The following is a 16,973-nucleotide window of genomic DNA, read 5'->3' on the forward strand; positions in this document are numbered from 1 at the left end:
AGCGAGTGACAAGTTAGCCAAGCAACTCTAGTTTACTATATTTTCCCATACGGTTTTTACATGATAGCATCAACGAAGTGTATGCTTTATCTTTTTTATCCCTGACACTAACAAGGTGAAACAAAACATCGTGACCATGATAACCACTGTAAAAGAATGGTTATGGGCAATCTTAATGCCAAATCCTCCTGAAGCTGTTGTTTGATAGACTGACTCAAACAACCCATACGGTAATCGAATGTCTACTTTTCCCATAAACGTATAACAAAAACTTGCTAGATAGGTCACTAACAACGTTATAATCGTTAACCCCACTACAGTCCCCATTGTCCTTAACCCTATCATCATTTTGTTTCGCATAACCATCCTCTTCTCCATTTATAAAAAAAACTATCTTTATAACTTATTCTATCATAAGTAATGCTATAAAATCCATACGTTGCTAATTTGCAAGCGCTCATGATTAAGTATTTTCCTAAAAGTGGGAAGTTGTGTTTGTAGTTGTGCACCATTACTTTACATATTATATTCAAATATCCTGCAAAGCAAAAAACAGCAAATCAGAGTTTGCTGTTTTATTGCTTATTTTTTGAAGAACTTGGACTTAGCAGCATCAACTGTGACGCTCTCTAACTCATCGCCATTTGATAAATGCCCGATAGAACCATTCATGTGTTTGACACGAGACGTGATTTCTTTGTGACGGCCATTTACCATTGGACGAGCTTGTGGATTCCCTAGGTAGCCACACGTCCGTTTGACAACATCGACTGTCTTAGGGTCTGTGTTGCCGCAGTTTGGACATTGGAAGCCACGTTCTGTCGCCTTGAAGTCGCCTTCAAAGTGACATGCATAACAGTGGTCGATCGGTGTGTTTGTCCCCAAATAACCAACTAAATCGTAGGCATAATCCCATACAGCTTCTAGTGCTTTGGGATTTTGTTGGAGCATGGGATATTCACAGTAGTGAATGAAGCCACCACTGGCGTAGACTGGATAATCTTTTTCAAAAGCAAGTTTTTCAAATGGAGTCGGATTTTTACGGACATCATAGTGGAAGGAATTTGTATAGTATTCCTTATCTGTAATATCTTTGACCTGACCAAATTTTTCTGTATCTAGCTGGCAGAAACGGTCGGTTAAGCTTTCAGAAGGTGTCGAGTAGATTGAAAAATGGTAATCAAATTCGGCAGACCAGATATCTGCAGCTTTTTTCATTTCACGTAAGATATCCAGTGTGAAGGCTTTCGCCTCAGGATTTGACTCCCACTCTCCTCCGTAAAATGCTGTCGCGACTTCGTATAAGCCAATATAGCCTGCAGAAACTGTTGCACGTCTATTTTTGAACAACTCATCTACTGAATCTGTTCTGCTGAGGCGTTTACCAAAGGCACCATTTTCATATAAAATCGGGGCATTAGCTGGCGTTGCCTCTTTAACCCGTTCAACTCTGTAAACTAGGGCGTCCTTTATAACCTTCATGCGATCAGAAAAAATCTGCCAGAATCGTGCCTTATCCCCTTTAGCTTCCAGTGCGATGCGGGGAAGGTTAAGTGTCACAACACCTAGGTTCATCCGACCATCTACAACATCCTGACCGGCTTCATCCTGCCAGCCTTGTAAGAAACTACGACAGCCCATCGGTGCTTTGAAAGAGCCAGTCAGTTCAACGATTTTATCATAGCTGACGATATCTGGATACATCCGTTTCGTTGCACATTCTGCAGCTAGTACTTTAATCGCATAATTAGGATCTGCTTTATCTAGATTTAACCCACGCTTGATGGTGAACACCAGTTTAGGGAAGATTGCAGTCCGGCCTTCTTTACCTAGTCCTTTGATCCGATTTTGAAGAATTGCCTTTTGAATTTCACAGGCATACCAATCTTCTCCTAGTCCAAAACCAAAAGTGGTAAAGGGTGTTTGTCCATTTGACGTAAAGAGCGTATTGATCTCGTACTCCAAACTTTGCATGGCATCATAGATATCTTTCTTGGTTTTAGCACGCGCATAGGCTTCATGTTTGTCAGGGTCTACCCATTCCTTTGCATCAGCCATATGCTTGGCAAAATTTAAGGCTGCATAGGGTGCCAATACTTCATCTATCCGGTTGACCGATGTCCCACCATACTGACTAGAGGCAACATTTGCGATAATTTGTGAAATTTGTGCGGCTGCTGTCTGGATAGATTTGGGACTGTCGATGATCGCATTCCCCAGTTTAAAGCCATCTCGAAGCATGCCTTTGACATCAACCAAACAACAGTTTGTCATCGGAGCATAAGGTTGATAATCCAAGTCATGAAAATGAATATCCCCTTTTTGATGGGCATTGGCGACATGTGATGGGAGCATTTTTAGGCCAATTGACTTGCCAACGATCCCCGCTGTTAAGTCACGTTGTGTATTAAAGACATCACTGTCTTTATTTGCATTTTCATTGACAACTGACTGATCTTTATTAATCAATTTATCGATCGTAAAGTTAATATCTGTTGCTTGCGCGCGCGCAAAATCACGTCTTGTCCGATAATTAATATAGACTTCAGCTAGTTGATATTCATTAGCATCTAGCAAGACATGTTCCACAATATTTTGGATTTCATAAATTTGTACATTTTTGTTAAATCGATCAAAAATCGTCGCAACGATTTTTTCTGTCAAATGTGCTAGTTTGACATCTTGAACTGGTGAGATATGTGATAATTCATCAGACGCTTTTCTTAACGCCTCATAAATTTTTTCTGGTTCAAAACTTAAATGACGACCATCGCGTTTGACCACATCTATCGTGCTAGCAACTGTCTGCGTTTTTTCCTCAACCATCATCTCATTTACCTAATTTCTAAAAAATTCTTTAGTTTTATTCTACCACTGATTCAATGACTTGTAAAGAGACAACACAATATATAGTGTTTTTATACAAAACAAAACAACTTAACACACCATATATGGATTGTCAAGTTGTTTTGTATTTTTTGTGATGTTTTAAACATATTCGTTTGCTACATCTCTTGATGCTAATTGTAAAGCCGTTATTAACGCTAAGCGACTTGTCTTTCCTGATATAATTCTCATGCTAAAAGGCCATTGGCATTTTTACAAGCTTAACTTTCAAACTCAAGAAATACGTCTGAGTTCTCGACGGTGGTTCATTAAGTAAATAATGATGATGTTAATCACAGTCAATACAAGGATCGTCATTAAGAGTGGTGTAGCATTTAATCCTTTATCTGATATACCAATCAAGTGACCAAGTGCAGTCGCAACTTCTTGTCTAGCAGCATGGCTTAATGAAGTGAAAATCGTCCCAAAGAGAAAGGGTAGCAGGATCACACCAGCACCAATAATTAGCCGAACAACTGTTGAAAATCGATCAAAGAATAGACCACAAAGTGCGCCTAGTGTCGTTGCAAAAAAGATAAAGGAAAGTAGAAATCCGTAATATAAGAGGGGGTGTTTGGGATTATATTGATCAATCAGGAGAAACATATAGTGAAAATTTGCTAAAGCGATTGATTTAAATACTTGATAAAATAACAACATGGTAAGCGCAATGATATTACTAATCACAAAATTTGTCAGGATATTCGTCAACAAGATATGCAAGCGATTCATACCATTTTGAATAAAAAATTTAAAGTCTGTTTGTATCCCAATGAGTGCAACGACGAAGGCAAAAATAATAGCCGGGAACATGAGATCTGATTGGGAAGACAAGGTACCGCCAGCAACGAAAATCGCCATAGCTGGAAAGATAAGCGTAAAGAGTACAAAGTAGAGATAGAAAATACCCAATGATTTTAATTGATAGATGAACCGATAGGTCATGGCTGTTTTAAGTTTCATTATGCTTCTCCCTCTCTTTGTGTCACTTGCACGAAATAAGCTTGTAAATTCAGTGGCGATACACTGATGCCTTCCGGAACAACTTGTGCTTGATAGTCACGTACATAATAACTAACCAAACCGCCCAAACCATCCTTACCAATCACGTCCATCCCTTCAGTAAATGATGCGACCAAGGCTTGTGATCCTGAAATTGTCGCGCCAGACTGCTTAATGGCTTCACCAGATTTTTGCTCGATGACTTGACCATTATCGACAATAATAAATTCTTCGATAATATTTGCAATCTCTTCGATCAAATGTGTCGAAATCACGATTGTTCTGGGTCTATCGCTATAAGTCTGAATTAAAGTCCGGTAAAATAAATCACGATGGCTGGCATCCAGTCCTAAGATTGGTTCATCTAAGAAAATGTAGTCAGCTGGTACCGAAAGTGCGACGATTAATTTCAAAATACTTCTGTAACCTGTTGATAACTTTTTGAAAGCTAATTTAGGATTGAGATTGAAGGCCTGCGTTAAGTGATTGGCTAGTTCCCAGTCAAATCCACCGTAGAAGGCTTCCGTTAATTTGAAGATTTTATTCACCTTCATTGCTTTTGGATAGAGATTATCCTCACTCATTAGAAATAGACGATTTTGTAGGACTTCATTACCAATTAAACGTTGTGAATCCAGCATCACCTTACCTGAATCAGCAAAAATTCGGGCACTAATAATGTTTAGTAAGGTACTCTTACCCGCACCATTTCGACCAAGTAAACCGTAAATCGTATCCTCTTTAAAGTCAATACTCACATCTGTTAAAACGGCCTGTTTGCGATACGATTTTTGGATGTTTGCTACTGTTAGACTCATGCTTGATACCCACTTTCTATTTGCTCGATTAACTCAGCTAGAGAAATATCTAGCCGCTTGGCTTCCAGCACCAGTTGACTAATTTCTTGAGTAAAGAAATACGTTCTTTTTTCTTCCTGAATGATTTGTTTAGCACCTTGTTTCACAAATACACCTATCCCTCTTTTTTTCTCAATAATCTGCTTATCTACTAATAGGTTCATGCCCTTCAAGACAGTCGCCGGATTAATTTGAAACTGCTTAGAAATTTCAGTCGTTGATGGAATCTGACTTAACTCTGGAAACGCACCACTTAAGATAGCAGCCTCTATCTGTTCGGCCACCTGCTCAAATAAGGGCAGATGATTGGACTCATCAAAATTCATAATTACCTCCTGTTCACTTATGATTATTTAAGCATATTCAGCTTAGTTGGTTAATCACTTGACTAACTAAGTATATAACTAAAATGATCTGCTGTCAACACCTAAGTAAATTTTTTTTATAAAAAAACACCCTACTTCCAGCAGGATGTTTGAATCTTATTTTGTATCAAATATGAGCATGTCATCCTTCATACCAACAAGAACGAGGGTGTTTGGTGTAACTTGACCACCTACTAATGCTTTTGCCAGTGGTGTTTCCAAATGCTTGGTCATGAAGCGTTTGATAGGTCTAGCCCCATACTCAGGCTCATAAGCATTTTTAGCAATCCAGTCAATTGCATCTTGAGTGAGTTCAAGCTTGATATCTTGTTGTGCCAGACGCTCAGATAACTGATGGACAATCTTATCAATGATTTGTTTGACCACAGCGAGTGTCAGTGGCGTAAAGAGAATCGTATCATCAATCCGATTTAAAAACTCAGGTTTGAAGTGTTGTCTTAGCTCATCCAGGACAGCTTCTTTGGTCGTATTTTCTAGCACACCGTCATCTGTAATCCCATCTAGCATGGTTCTTGAGCCGATGTTTGACGTCATAATCAATACTGTGTTTTTAAAGTCAACCACGACACCTTTTGAGTCCGTCAAGCGACCATCATCCAAAACTTGCAGGAGGATATTAAAGACATCCGGATGTGCTTTTTCGATTTCATCCAAAAGGACAATCGTATATGGATTCCGACGCACAGCCTCTGTCAACTGTCCGCCTTCATCATAGCCAACATAGCCTGGAGGTGCACCAACTAAGCGTGAGATACTGTGTTTTTCCATGTATTCACTCATGTCGATGCGAACCATATGACTTTCCGAGTCAAACAATTCTTCGGCCAGACTTTTTGCTAGTTCTGTTTTACCAACACCTGTTGGTCCCAGAAATAGAAAACTGCCAAGTGGTTGATTTGGGTCTTGTAAGCCCGCACGACTACGGATAATGGCGTCAGCTACTGCATCAACGGCTTCATCTTGTCCGACGACCCGTTGGTGTAGCGTATCAGCTAGATGCAAGAGTTTCTCTTTTTCACCTTCGACAAGCTTGGTCACAGGAATACCTGTCAAACGACCAATCACTTCCGCTATTTCTTGAGCTGTAACAGACTCCTGCACTAGATGATTGCTCGTATCTGCAGCTTGAGCTGTTTCTAATGCCAGCACTTCTTTCTCAAGTTTAGGAATCGTCCCATGTCGTAAGATCGCCGCTTGCTCTAAGTTATAGTCATTTTCTGCTGTCTCTAGATCAATCCGAGCTTGTTCTAATTCGGCACGCTTAACATGAATCCCTTCAACTGCTTCTTTCTCGGTTTCCCAACGCATCTTCAGACTATTTGCCTTTTCTCGTGTATTGGCAAGGTCTTCTTGTAGTAAGAGAAGGCGTTTTTTAGAGGCATCATCTGTCTCTTTTTTAAGGGCTTCCTCTTCAATTTCAAGCTGCATCAGCTTACGCGTGATTTGGTCTAACTCAGTTGGCGATGAATTCATCTCAACACGAATCGTTGCACTGGCCTCATCCACTAGATCGATGGCCTTATCCGGTAAGAAACGATCTGTAATATAGCGATTAGATAGGGTTGCCGCTGCAATCAAGGCGTTATCATGAATCTTGACACCATGATGGACCTCAAACCGGTCCTTTAACCCACGAAGGATTGAAATCGTATCTTCAACCGTCGGTTCTTTAACCAAAACCTTTTGGAAACGCCGTTCCAAGGCCTTATCTTTTTCAAAATTTTGACGGTATTCATCTAGGGTTGTCGCACCGATGAGATGTAACTCACCTCTTGCCAGCATTGGCTTAAGGAGATTCCCCGCATCCATGGACCCTTCTGTTTTACCCGCACCAACGATGGTATGAATCTCATCTATAAAGAGGATGATTTGTCCATCCGACTTTTTGACCTCATTCAAAACAGATTTCAACCGTTCTTCAAATTCACCACGGAATTTGGCCCCGGCGATCAGGGCACCCATGTCCAAGCTAAAAATCGTTTTATCCTGCAAGTTTGTCGGCACATCTTTCTTAACGATCCGTTGTGCGAGTCCTTCTATGATGGCTGTTTTACCAACACCCGGTTCACCGATAAGGATTGGATTATTTTTCGTCTTACGTGATAGGATACGGACCACATCACGAACCTCTTCATCACGACCGATAACTGGATCCATTTTACCAGTACGGACTTTTGCGACCAAATCCTCACCATATTTTTTTAAGGCATCATACTGCGCTTCCTGATTTTGGCTTGTCACTGAACTACCTCCTCTCATACTTGTTATTTTTTCCTTGACCAGTTTTTCAGTGATCCCTTGTGACTTGAGGTACTGAGCTAATGGGTTATGCTGCTGTGCATATAAGCCTAGCAAGACAGTTTCAGTTGAAAGAAACTCGTCCTTGAATCCTGTCGCGATATGTTCTGACTGACTAAACAGATGAAACAAGTTTTGACTCAGGTTTTGACCATAAGCGATGTTACTACCTGTTATGACTGATATTTTGTCTAGTTCCTGATCAATAATCGCTTCAAAAGCAGCTAGATCGAGACCTAATTCCTGATAAAAGTCACGCGAAAATTGGCCTGGTTGAATTAAGACTTTCCAGAGATGGGCGATTTCGATCGATTGATGTTGTCGAACCTGAGCTATTTTTTGTGCTTCAGCCAAGGCTTCTTGTAGCGTTGTTGTCATTTTTTCTATTTGCATGTTTGATTCCTCCTCATAAGAAGATAATTGTCTTATTTCTAGAGATTTTTTATCTCTAAAGCCTATTATACAGCTTTGGTCAGTAAAGGTCAAACAAATTACCTTGATCGTGTCAAAATGACATTCAGATAGCCCATACTAGTCAAAAAATCGCCTCCTGGGCGATTTTTTAGACTTATTTTGTTGGCGCTATATAAGGTAAAATTTCAGCATCAAGACCAACGTTTGTCGCATAAATATAGGCTTGACTATCTAACTGTGCTAGATTCTCTGTTCGACCACTGACGATAATACCAGAAAATTTCGCCTGCTTTAAAGTCGGATAAGTCTTAATCTGTCGTAGCGCATCTTGATAGATATCAATACCGCTACTGTTGAATTTTCGTGTAGCCGCTGCTGCTTGTACAGCAGCAACAAAATCTGGATAGTTATGTCTGGTCCAGTCAGTCGCTCGACTCGATTTTCCTAGGGTATCGGTTAATTGACCCATTTCATTTGCATTGATACCAATCACTTTACCTATCGTGTCGGTCACAGATAATTTGTCGCTTGCCATCCCCAGCCAATACCAATTAATCAGTAAATTATCCGGAATCTTAGCCTGTATCTCCGCATAGGTCATCGGTTCCTTGAAAGAGATGGCAACCTCTGCCACGTGCTTTTGTAAGTCTGTTAAGGTCTGGGACTCATGTGTTGTATCAGCTTCAGTTGCTTTTTTGATTGCCTCATGTTTTGGGTTGAAAAATAGCGGGAGCTTCTCCCCATTTTCCCGGTTAAAGGCCCCAATTGTTTTTGTCTTTGAAATCGGTACAGTGATTGGCAGCTGCGTCCCACCACCATAGCCGACACTGAATAGGCTAAAATTAATTTCTAGAGGGGCTGTCTTAACCAGATAGCCATCTATATTTTTAAAGCGGTCGCTTTTTAGTCGCCTGTTGAAAAGGCCTGACTCCGCCAAATAATGAGAAGTTGACGTCACATTAGGTGATTCAATCATATCCGTAATCATTGCTACCTTTTGTGCAGCACGATATTGACTTACCATCCGTTGCTTTACCGCCGTAACCCCTACACCTAATATCAGGACCACAGCGACTAACAAAATGCCACTTGTAACCAGTCGCTGCTTTCGCTTTTCTCTTTTGATAACATGATCAAAGTCTACCGTCATACCTTACACTCCCTTTCTCTTCTGCCACTTATCATCGGGACTTCTTTAATAAAATAAGGCTTCTTGCCAATAAAATGGCGAAAAATCCTCGTCAATCTGACAAAGGATTCTCCATTAAAGCTGGTTTATTTTTTATCTAGTCCTAATCCACGTTGGATGGCTTTGATAATTTCTACAATGATAATCATAGAGAATGACCCACCAATCACCATTGCCCACTGGTAACTATCTAAATGCGTCACATGGAAAATCTGGTTAAATCCTGGCACGACGATCGTCACACCAAGTAAAATGAAGGATACAACTATCGAGATATTAAAGGTCTTGCTTCGGAAGGCACCGACAGTCAAGATAGACTGGTAGACCGACTTGGCATTAAAGGCATGGAAGAGTTGGATTAAGCCAAGTGTTGCAAAGGCCATCGTTAAGGCATCCGCATGCATGGCATCTCCAGAATGGACAGGCCAAGTAATGGCTGCACCATAAACACCTAAAACAAGTGCTGCTTGTAATAAGCCTTGGTAGATTGTTGCAAACAAGACGCCACCACTAAAGAAGCTAGCCTTACGACCACGCGGTTTATGCGTCATCACACCTGGTTCAGCAGGTTCAACACCCAAAGCAATCGCTGGGAAGGTATCCGTTACTAAGTTAATCCAAAGTAAGTGAACTGGTTCTAAAACATCCCAACCAAACAAGGTTGCTAGGAAAATCGTCAAGACCTCAGCAGTGTTGGCTGAAAGCAAGTATTGGATCGTTTTTTGGATATTTGAGAAGACTTTACGCCCTTCTTCAACAGCCACGATGATCGTCGCAAAGTTATCATCTGCAAGCACCATATCAGAGGCACCCTTAGATACTTCCGTACCTGTGATCCCCATACCGATACCGATATCTGCCGTTTTAAGTGCAGGTGCATCATTGACACCATCACCAGTCATGGCAACGACTTTACCTTCATTTTGCCACGCTTTTACGATACGGACTTTATGTTCTGGTGAAACACGGGCATAGACCGAGTATTGTGACACGACTTTCTGGAATTCTTCGTCAGACAATTCATTAAGCTCTGCACCAGTAAAGACATGATCTTCTGTATCACCTTCATCAATAATCCCCAGACGTTTAGCAATCGCTTCAGCTGTATCTTGGTGGTCACCTGTAATCATGATGGGGCGGATACCCGCTTCTTTGGCAACCCGAACCGCTTCAGCAGCTTCTTTACGTTCAGGGTCAATCATCCCGATTAAGCCAGCAAAGATTAAGTCATTTTCTAGTGTCTCACTCTCAAGTTCAGGCACTTGACTTTCATATTTATAAGCCATCATCAGGACACGAAGTGCTTGTTTAGCAAGAGATTGGTTTAGTGCTAAAATGTCATCCCGGTCAGCTTGTGTCATCTCAACAACTTGATCACCAACCATTTTTTTAGTAATCCGTTTTAAGAGCTGATCTGGTGCCCCTTTAACAGCGACTAAGAACTCATTATCTGTAATCTTGTGCACCGTACTCATGAGTTTACGATCACTATCAAATGGCAACTCAGCAACACGTGGTTCGACTTTTAAGACATCACGTAAGACATAATTATGATCAATACCATATTGAACAAGTGCCGTTTCAGTAGGATCACCGATCAGTTTACCTTCACGTGATAGCTTAGTATCATTAGCAAAGTTCATGACACGTAAAGTCATATCATCAAAAGAGATGTCATCTGTTGCATCTTGCAAGATGCCGTTAGTATATATTTTTTCGACAGTCATCTGGTTCATCGTTAAGGTACCTGTCTTATCAGATGCGATAATCTCAGTAGACCCTAAGGTTTCAACAGCTGGTAATTTACGGACAATCGCATGCTTCTTAGATAAGACTTGTGTGCCTAGGGCAAGTACAATGGTAACAATCGCAGGCAAGCCTTCTGGAATCGCTGCAACAGCAAGTGCAACGGAAGTCATTAATTCTTCAAGCGGTGGATGCCCTTGTAAGAAGACACCAATCACAAATGTCAACGCCGCAATCAGTAAAATCGCATAGGTCAAAATTTTGGATAAATTATTCAGATTTTGCTTAAGTGGTGTATCCGTTTCCTCAGCATTTTGGAGCATAGAGGCGATTTTACCAACTTCTGTTGACATACCTGTCGCCACAACGACTGCTAAGCCACGACCATAGGTCACGTTAGAGTTTTGGTAGGCCATATTCACACGGTCACCGATACCAGCATCAGCAGCTACTGCTACTGCTAAATCTTTCTCGACTGGTACTGACTCACCTGTCAAAGCTGCTTCTTCAATTTTAAGCGAGTTAACTTCTAGTAAACGCATGTCAGCTGGCACAACATCACCTGCTTCAAGTGAGACAATATCACCAGGAACGAGTAAATCAGATAAGATCTCTTCGACATGGCCATCACGACGCACGCGTGCTGATGGTGTTGACATCGACTTGAGCGCGTCAATAGCAGCTTCTGCTTTACCTTCTTGGTAAACACCAAAAATCGCATTAATTATAACGACCGCCATGATAATGATGGCATCACTGATATCCTTACCACCACTGGTTACGACTGATAAGACAGCTGCTGCGATCAAAATGATGATCATCAAATCCTTGAATTGCTCCAAGAACTTCATCAACAATGTCTTTTTCTCACCAGCATCTAGCTCGTTTTTACCATATTTGGCAAGGCGTGCTGCAGCTTCGCTCGACGTCAACCCTTTTTTAGTGGTCGTCAAATCTGATAAGACCTCATCTGGGCTCTGTATGTAGACTTTTTTCTCCGACAAAATACTCTCCTTATGTAATAAGTGCTATAGACAGCTTAACTGCCTATTCGTTGTCAACTCCGGTCAAATAGGTAGCAAGACATTTTTGACAAGCCCACATCGTGCTTTCTACAAAACGACATGACATTATCAAAAAAGAGACCTGTAGCATCAGCTACAAGTCTCGCAAATTAAGTAACTACCGAGCCAATTATGGCTGTAATGACGATAGAAACGCAGATAAACTGCTTGCTACTCCCTTGAGTTCTTCTTTATTATACCAAATATCTTAAGTTTTTCAAGTGATTGCGCTCATAAGACTGCTTAATGTCCGACTTCGTCAGGATTACTTGTCAAGCTACCTGCCCCATGAAGGCCATCTATCAAAGTAATTTCTTGGTCTGATAGCTCAAAATCAAACAAATTGCCATTCTCAATAATCCGTGATGGTGTCACTGATTTAGGCAATGGTAGAAAGCCTTTTTGTAGTGACCATTTTAGGATCACTTGTGCAGTCGACTTACCATGTTTTTCAGCAATCTCAACCAAGGCTGGCACTGCCAAAAGTTCACCTCGTCCTAAAGGTGAGTAGGCTTGTGTCAAGATACTATGTGCTGTGTTATAGGCAACAACGGCTTCTTGTTGATCACTTGGATTGATATAAAGCTGATTCACAACTGGTAATATCTCAGCTGTTTTAAGCAAGGCTTCGATGTGATGCTCACGGAAATTCGAGATACCGATTGATTTGATTTTGCCAGCGCGAACCGCATCTTCCATGGCACGCCACACATCAGCATTACGTTTTTCAAACCCGATCGTTTCACGAATTGCCGAAGGATTTGGCCAGTGAATCAAGTAAAGATCCAGATAGTCAAGACCAAGTTTTGACAAACTTTCATCGATCGCCGCTGCTGCCGCCTCATAGGTAACATTATCATTCCATAATTTAGTTGTCACATATAGGTCTTCACGCGTGATGCCAGATTTAGCAATGCCATGACCAATCGACGTTTCATTGCCATAGATAGCCGCTGTATCAATATGGCGGTAACCTGCTTCAATCGCTGAGATTACGGAAGCTTCTGCCACCTCACCATCTGGTGTTTGCCAAGTGCCAAACCCAACAACAGGAATTTTTTCACCATTATTTAAGGTATATGTATCTGCTAAAGCCATCTTGTTTCTCCTTTGTGACCTTAAGAAAACCTAAAAAAGCAGCCTAAGGTCATCTTCTTTTTAGTATGAGCATTAACTCAGATGAAGGCTGAACAACTCTCATTTAAATTATAAACTACTGATAAACCTTTGGCAATTAATTAAAATGGGAATTCAAGAGCATCTTGTCAAACCTTTTCTAGCCTACTTTTAATCAGTCCTGTTATCACAAGACGATAAAAAACTAAGCATTAGGTCTCCCTAAAGCTTAGCCATTTTTAATCGTGACTATTAGTGTCGACTGATTGCTTTTCTCGCTTATTTTTTAATAAAAACAGGAGAATCAAAATCACAACCAAAATGATTAAGCAGATAACAGCGATTAGTAGCCAGTTGATCGACTTGGCATTGGTATTGGCCTTGACATCGACAGCTGATTTGTTGAGCTCACGCGCTTCTTTTTCAGCAATCTTAAAGGTCTTACTAAAGGTCCAGGTCTTGCTTTTATTAGCAGATGTCCCAGAAACTGTCATGCGTAAGGTGTAGGTCCCCGCTTCCATCTTAGTATTCTCTAAAGAAATCGGATACACCCATGACGAATTAGGCGCCACCTGTAAGTCATTCTTGGTAGAACTATAAACAGGTTTTTTACCATTTTTTGCATAGATTGCCGCATCGACTTTGACATCAGACAAGATGGCTGCCTGATCATTTTGAATCGTCGTAATGATAACATTCCGATAATTTTCTTGACCAGGTTTGACAGTCAGCAAGTTTAAATTAGGAAAGACAGGCGTGTCTGTTTCACGTAAGACGACCGCAACAGCATAGGCATATTCATTTTGAACACTTGTGCCTGCTTTACTTGCATCTTGTGTGACTTCACTTGATTTTTGCTGGAAGGTCAAGCCGCCCAAAATAATCCCGTCAAAGGATTGACTTGGCATGGTAATCTGAAATATGGCATCTTTTGATTCATGAGCAGGTATCACCACACTTGTGGGACCTGTCATTAAGGTATCTAAGGGATAGGCTAATGATGCATCTTTTTTGATGGTATTGTTGCCATACTCAATCAGACCATTGGCGTTAGTCTTAGCGGAGTTAAGACTAACCTCTACCGTTACTGCCTTTTCTGTTTCATTCTTTAGTGTTGTCGTAATAAATTGTCTTTGATCTGGCCCCATTTTAAGATTGAAATAGGTCTTAGATTTGTCAATTTGATTCTCGGGAATAATCGTATTAACCGAAAAGTTAGCTGCTGAAGCACTTACCTGACCAATACCTATAAAAAAAGATAAGCATAACAGGATTGCAAGTAGTAAACGTGCTTGTATTTTTTTTGAAGTCATATAAACTGATACTTTCACGATTATTTAACAGCTGTGTCAGATAAAGTCCAAGTCAGCGTCGTTGTATAGGCTTCTGCTACTCTAGGTGTATCGCCTGGAACAGTTAATGATACACTTGTTCCAGCCGTATCTTTCGTCCCCATACGGTATAACCATGAGCCATATCCTTCACCAGCTTTAGCACCCATAACATCTGAATCTGCTGTTGTTACAGTGATTGTTTGGCTGGCGCCGGAAATTGTACTTGACCCACCGTTACCATTTAGGACATTACCATTTTTGATGCTCACTGTAGCCCCTTTTAGTACGGATCCACTTTGTGTCTTTAAGTCACCATTCTGTTTGACTTTCAACGACCACCCTTTGAAATCTCCCCCACGTACGTCAGTTACCTGAACAAAGTTAGGACCTGTTGTATCGGTGGCTTTACTTTCCGTTTTCTGTGAATACGTTTGTGGCAAAGCGTAATATGTCTTACTAACTGAGGCCATCTCATGTGAGCCGAAATTAAATGACGACGCAAAATCAATCGATAATGGTCCTGTAGTCCCTTTATTTGGTGTATCACCAGTAACCGTATCGATCGGACTGATCGCATTTTGCGTGTTATCATTATTTGTCGGTGTCGTTGGATCTAATGGTGACTTTGAACTGTTATCTTCCGTGAACGTGATTTTGGCATTTGAATCTAAACTCTTTTCTGCGGCAGAGACGATACCAGCGGAGATCATTGATAAGCCTAAAGCTGCTGCTCCTGTAAGTGTCACTAATTTCTTGTTCATCATGTTATTGTTACCTTTCTTTACTCAAAATATCATTGATAAGTTTAATAGGTCAGCTAATCAATTGGCCTATTTGTTAACCTATTAAATTTTTCTGGCTATTTTCGTCTTTTCTCGGCAATGCGGCTACTAGGTCTGATGGCTCAAACCTAGTATCAAATCGCCTGCGCTTTATAACTATATATAATCCATGGCCTACAGTCATGTCTGTTCTGGAGAACCTACTATGACGGGCCATCTACTATCGTCCACCTTAATTTAGCTGTATAATCACCCGTATCCGTGACACTGGCTAAATTGCCAATATTAATCTTATAAAAATCATTGACTTGATTTCCTTCATTGTATTGCCAATCTTGTAGTAAATTTCCTTGCCCATCATCTTGCCAAACCCAGTAACTTATCTGAGCTGACGAATTTGTCATGTTTTGGGCAGTTGTTATGACCTGACCATTTTGGTAATTACTATGCAGTAATTGCCAACTAACTTGGTCAGCCTTAACACCAGCAGCATTAGTAAAAGGATCTACTAGGGCGACATTGATTCGAACATTATCACCCTTGCTTGCCTGAAGGGTAAACCTACCATCCCAATCCCCCATCGGTGCATCTTTACTGTGCAAAATCGCCTTGCCAAATGTGAGATTTGGAACAGACAATAAAGATTTAGGCTTAACAGGTGGCTTATCCGTTGGCACTGGGATATCCGAGAAATCTCCATTTTGGTTACCCATATATTGGCTAACAAATTTCTTTGCAATGATATTGCCCTGAAATGATATCTGTGCCAAGGTGACTGTCGCTTGTGGTGCCAATATTGCATATTTAGGACCACTTGACTGTTGTGTTCCCCATGCAATATCGCCTTGATAGGCTGTTTCATTGGCCAAATTATAATAGTTAAATAAAATAGATCTATTCTCTGTGCCATTATAAAAACTCAAATTCTGAAAGGCTACACGGCTAATACCTGACGTATCAAATGTGATGACAACTGACTCATCAGATGCTAATCCTGTTATGGAAATCCTCTCGTTATCATGTATATCGGATGGCTTTAAGACAATATATTTGACATGTTGAGTCGCCGTAATTTTACTCGTATCTAGCGTTATTGACCCATAATAGTTTGTGACTATTGGCCGATTATTTTTCGAATAGTCAGCTATTTTTTTTGAATTACCGGTTAATCTACCGAATTCCGAATCAATATCAATGTAACGACTGCCTGATTTGTCTTGACGAAAGCCATTTTTAGGACTACTTTCTAGTTTAATCTGATTAATCCCTGGTTTGCCATCTTTAAAATTTTTGGTATATGTTAGCCCCTGTCCAAGTATCAGTTTATCCCCGCCAAAATTTGTATAGACGCCCGGTATCACAGATAATTTTTGTATATAGGATATGCCATCACTACCATTTTGATTTTGGTCACTCGTCACCAGTAGCTGTGTCGCAAAATTTCCTTTAATTGGGTGATTGGCATTTGCATCAATCTCCCTTGAGAAAATGGTAAACTGTCCAGCAATCCCCAAGACATTCGTGTTATCAACCGTCTTAAAATCACTCTGCCAAGTCCCCGCAGCTGGTAAGGTGTCTCTAACAGCTGTCGGCAATGTCTCATGTGATTCTGCTTCATCAGATTGACTAGATGTCGTCTCTTTTTGAGGAGACGTCTCTGCATCAGATTGCGTCACATTTTTTGAAGCAGCTGACTTACTTTCAGACCCATTCTTGTTATCCGAGTCCGTAGCTGCTAAACTAGTTGTCTGATGATCATTTGTTGTCGCACTAGCAATGATGCTACCAATCTGAACACTCAAAATCATAAACAGCACGACTAACATGACATGCTTATATTTCCAAAACAAACCTATCCTCTTTTATCTATTTTTAGTAAATTTAATTACATTATATTAT

At 40.6% G+C, this 16,973-nt stretch carries 12 protein-coding genes; all 12 read right to left on the minus strand.

The features are described from left to right. Window positions 1–69 precede the first annotated feature (69 nt). The 12 genes from RU86_RS03480 to RU86_RS03535 all read right to left on the minus strand — a co-directional run bounded on the left by RU86_RS03480 (window position 70) and on the right by RU86_RS03535 (window position 16,924). Window positions 70–360, minus strand: a complete 291-nt coding sequence (locus tag RU86_RS03480) for a hypothetical protein (RefSeq protein ID WP_143468084.1) — start codon at window positions 358–360, stop codon at window positions 70–72. Window positions 361–582: 222 nt separating this feature from the next. Then, window positions 583–2,829 carry an anaerobic ribonucleoside-triphosphate reductase gene (nrdD, locus tag RU86_RS03485; protein ID WP_425435892.1) on the minus strand — a complete coding sequence of 749 codons (2,247 nt, stop codon included), beginning with the start codon at window positions 2,827–2,829 and terminating at the stop codon, window positions 583–585. Between the two features lie 291 nt (window positions 2,830–3,120). After that, a complete protein-coding gene (locus RU86_RS03490; RefSeq protein ID WP_096814079.1) occupies window positions 3,121–3,849 on the minus strand; it encodes a hypothetical protein in 729 nt (242 codons plus the stop codon). Next, entirely contained in the window at window positions 3,849–4,706 is an 858-nt protein-coding gene (locus RU86_RS03495; RefSeq protein WP_096814080.1) for an ATP-binding cassette domain-containing protein, read from the minus strand. The genes RU86_RS03490 and RU86_RS03495 overlap by 1 nt, the downstream gene beginning before the upstream one ends. After that, window positions 4,703–5,071, minus strand: coding sequence for a GntR family transcriptional regulator (locus RU86_RS03500; protein WP_096814081.1), 369 nt, complete (start codon window positions 5,069–5,071; stop codon window positions 4,703–4,705). The genes RU86_RS03495 and RU86_RS03500 overlap by 4 nt, the downstream gene beginning before the upstream one ends. 156 nt (window positions 5,072–5,227) lie before the next feature. Continuing rightward, entirely contained in the window at window positions 5,228–7,822 is a 2,595-nt protein-coding gene (gene clpB / locus RU86_RS03505) for an ATP-dependent chaperone ClpB (protein WP_096814082.1), read from the minus strand. Between the two features lie 175 nt (window positions 7,823–7,997). Then, window positions 7,998–8,993, minus strand: coding sequence for an anti sigma factor C-terminal domain-containing protein (locus RU86_RS03510; RefSeq protein ID WP_096814083.1), 996 nt, complete (start codon window positions 8,991–8,993; stop codon window positions 7,998–8,000). Between the two features lie 125 nt (window positions 8,994–9,118). Continuing rightward, complete coding sequence (locus RU86_RS03515) at window positions 9,119–11,782, minus strand: cation-translocating P-type ATPase (protein WP_179296189.1); 2,664 nt, start codon at window positions 11,780–11,782, stop codon at window positions 9,119–9,121. 303 nt (window positions 11,783–12,085) lie between these two features. Further along, window positions 12,086–12,940 carry an aldo/keto reductase gene (locus RU86_RS03520; protein WP_096814085.1) on the minus strand — a complete coding sequence of 285 codons (855 nt, stop codon included), beginning with the start codon at window positions 12,938–12,940 and terminating at the stop codon, window positions 12,086–12,088. A 257-nt stretch (window positions 12,941–13,197) separates the two neighbouring features. Continuing rightward, window positions 13,198–14,271: a WxLIP family cell surface protein gene (locus RU86_RS03525; RefSeq protein ID WP_096814086.1), complete on the minus strand. Its 1,074-nt coding sequence runs from the start codon at window positions 14,269–14,271 to the stop codon at window positions 13,198–13,200. 20 nt (window positions 14,272–14,291) lie between these two features. Then, window positions 14,292–15,056 (minus strand): WxL domain-containing protein, encoded by a 765-nt coding sequence (locus tag RU86_RS03530; RefSeq protein ID WP_096814087.1) that lies wholly within the window; start codon window positions 15,054–15,056, stop codon window positions 14,292–14,294. Window positions 15,057–15,277: 221 nt separating this feature from the next. Further along, complete coding sequence (locus RU86_RS03535) at window positions 15,278–16,924, minus strand: collagen-binding domain-containing protein (RefSeq protein WP_096814088.1); 1,647 nt, start codon at window positions 16,922–16,924, stop codon at window positions 15,278–15,280. Between the last annotated feature and the right edge of the window lie 49 nt (window positions 16,925–16,973).

It is taken from the genome of Pseudolactococcus piscium, assembly GCF_002441695.1.
GTDB classification, from domain to species: domain Bacteria; phylum Bacillota; class Bacilli; order Lactobacillales; family Streptococcaceae; genus Pseudolactococcus; species Pseudolactococcus piscium.

Bases quoted from the DNA above. Each gene is read 5' to 3' on its own strand.
- RU86_RS03480 (WP_143468084.1), bottom strand. From the start codon at position 360: ATGCGAAACAAAATGATGATAGGGTTAAGGACAATGGGGACTGTAGTG.
- nrdD (WP_425435892.1), bottom strand. From the start codon at position 2,829: ATGATGGTTGAGGAAAAAACGCAGACAGTTGCTAGCACGATAGATGTG.
- RU86_RS03490 (WP_096814079.1), bottom strand. From the start codon at position 3,849: ATGAAACTTAAAACAGCCATGACCTATCGGTTCATCTATCAATTAAAA.
- RU86_RS03495 (WP_096814080.1), bottom strand. From the start codon at position 4,706: ATGAGTCTAACAGTAGCAAACATCCAAAAATCGTATCGCAAACAGGCC.
- RU86_RS03500 (WP_096814081.1), bottom strand. From the start codon at position 5,071: ATGAATTTTGATGAGTCCAATCATCTGCCCTTATTTGAGCAGGTGGCC.
- clpB (WP_096814082.1), bottom strand. From the start codon at position 7,822: ATGCAAATAGAAAAAATGACAACAACGCTACAAGAAGCCTTGGCTGAA.
- RU86_RS03510 (WP_096814083.1), bottom strand. From the start codon at position 8,993: ATGACGGTAGACTTTGATCATGTTATCAAAAGAGAAAAGCGAAAGCAG.
- RU86_RS03520 (WP_096814085.1), bottom strand. From the start codon at position 12,940: ATGGCTTTAGCAGATACATATACCTTAAATAATGGTGAAAAAATTCCT.
- RU86_RS03525 (WP_096814086.1), bottom strand. From the start codon at position 14,271: ATGACTTCAAAAAAAATACAAGCACGTTTACTACTTGCAATCCTGTTA.
- RU86_RS03530 (WP_096814087.1), bottom strand. From the start codon at position 15,056: ATGATGAACAAGAAATTAGTGACACTTACAGGAGCAGCAGCTTTAGGC.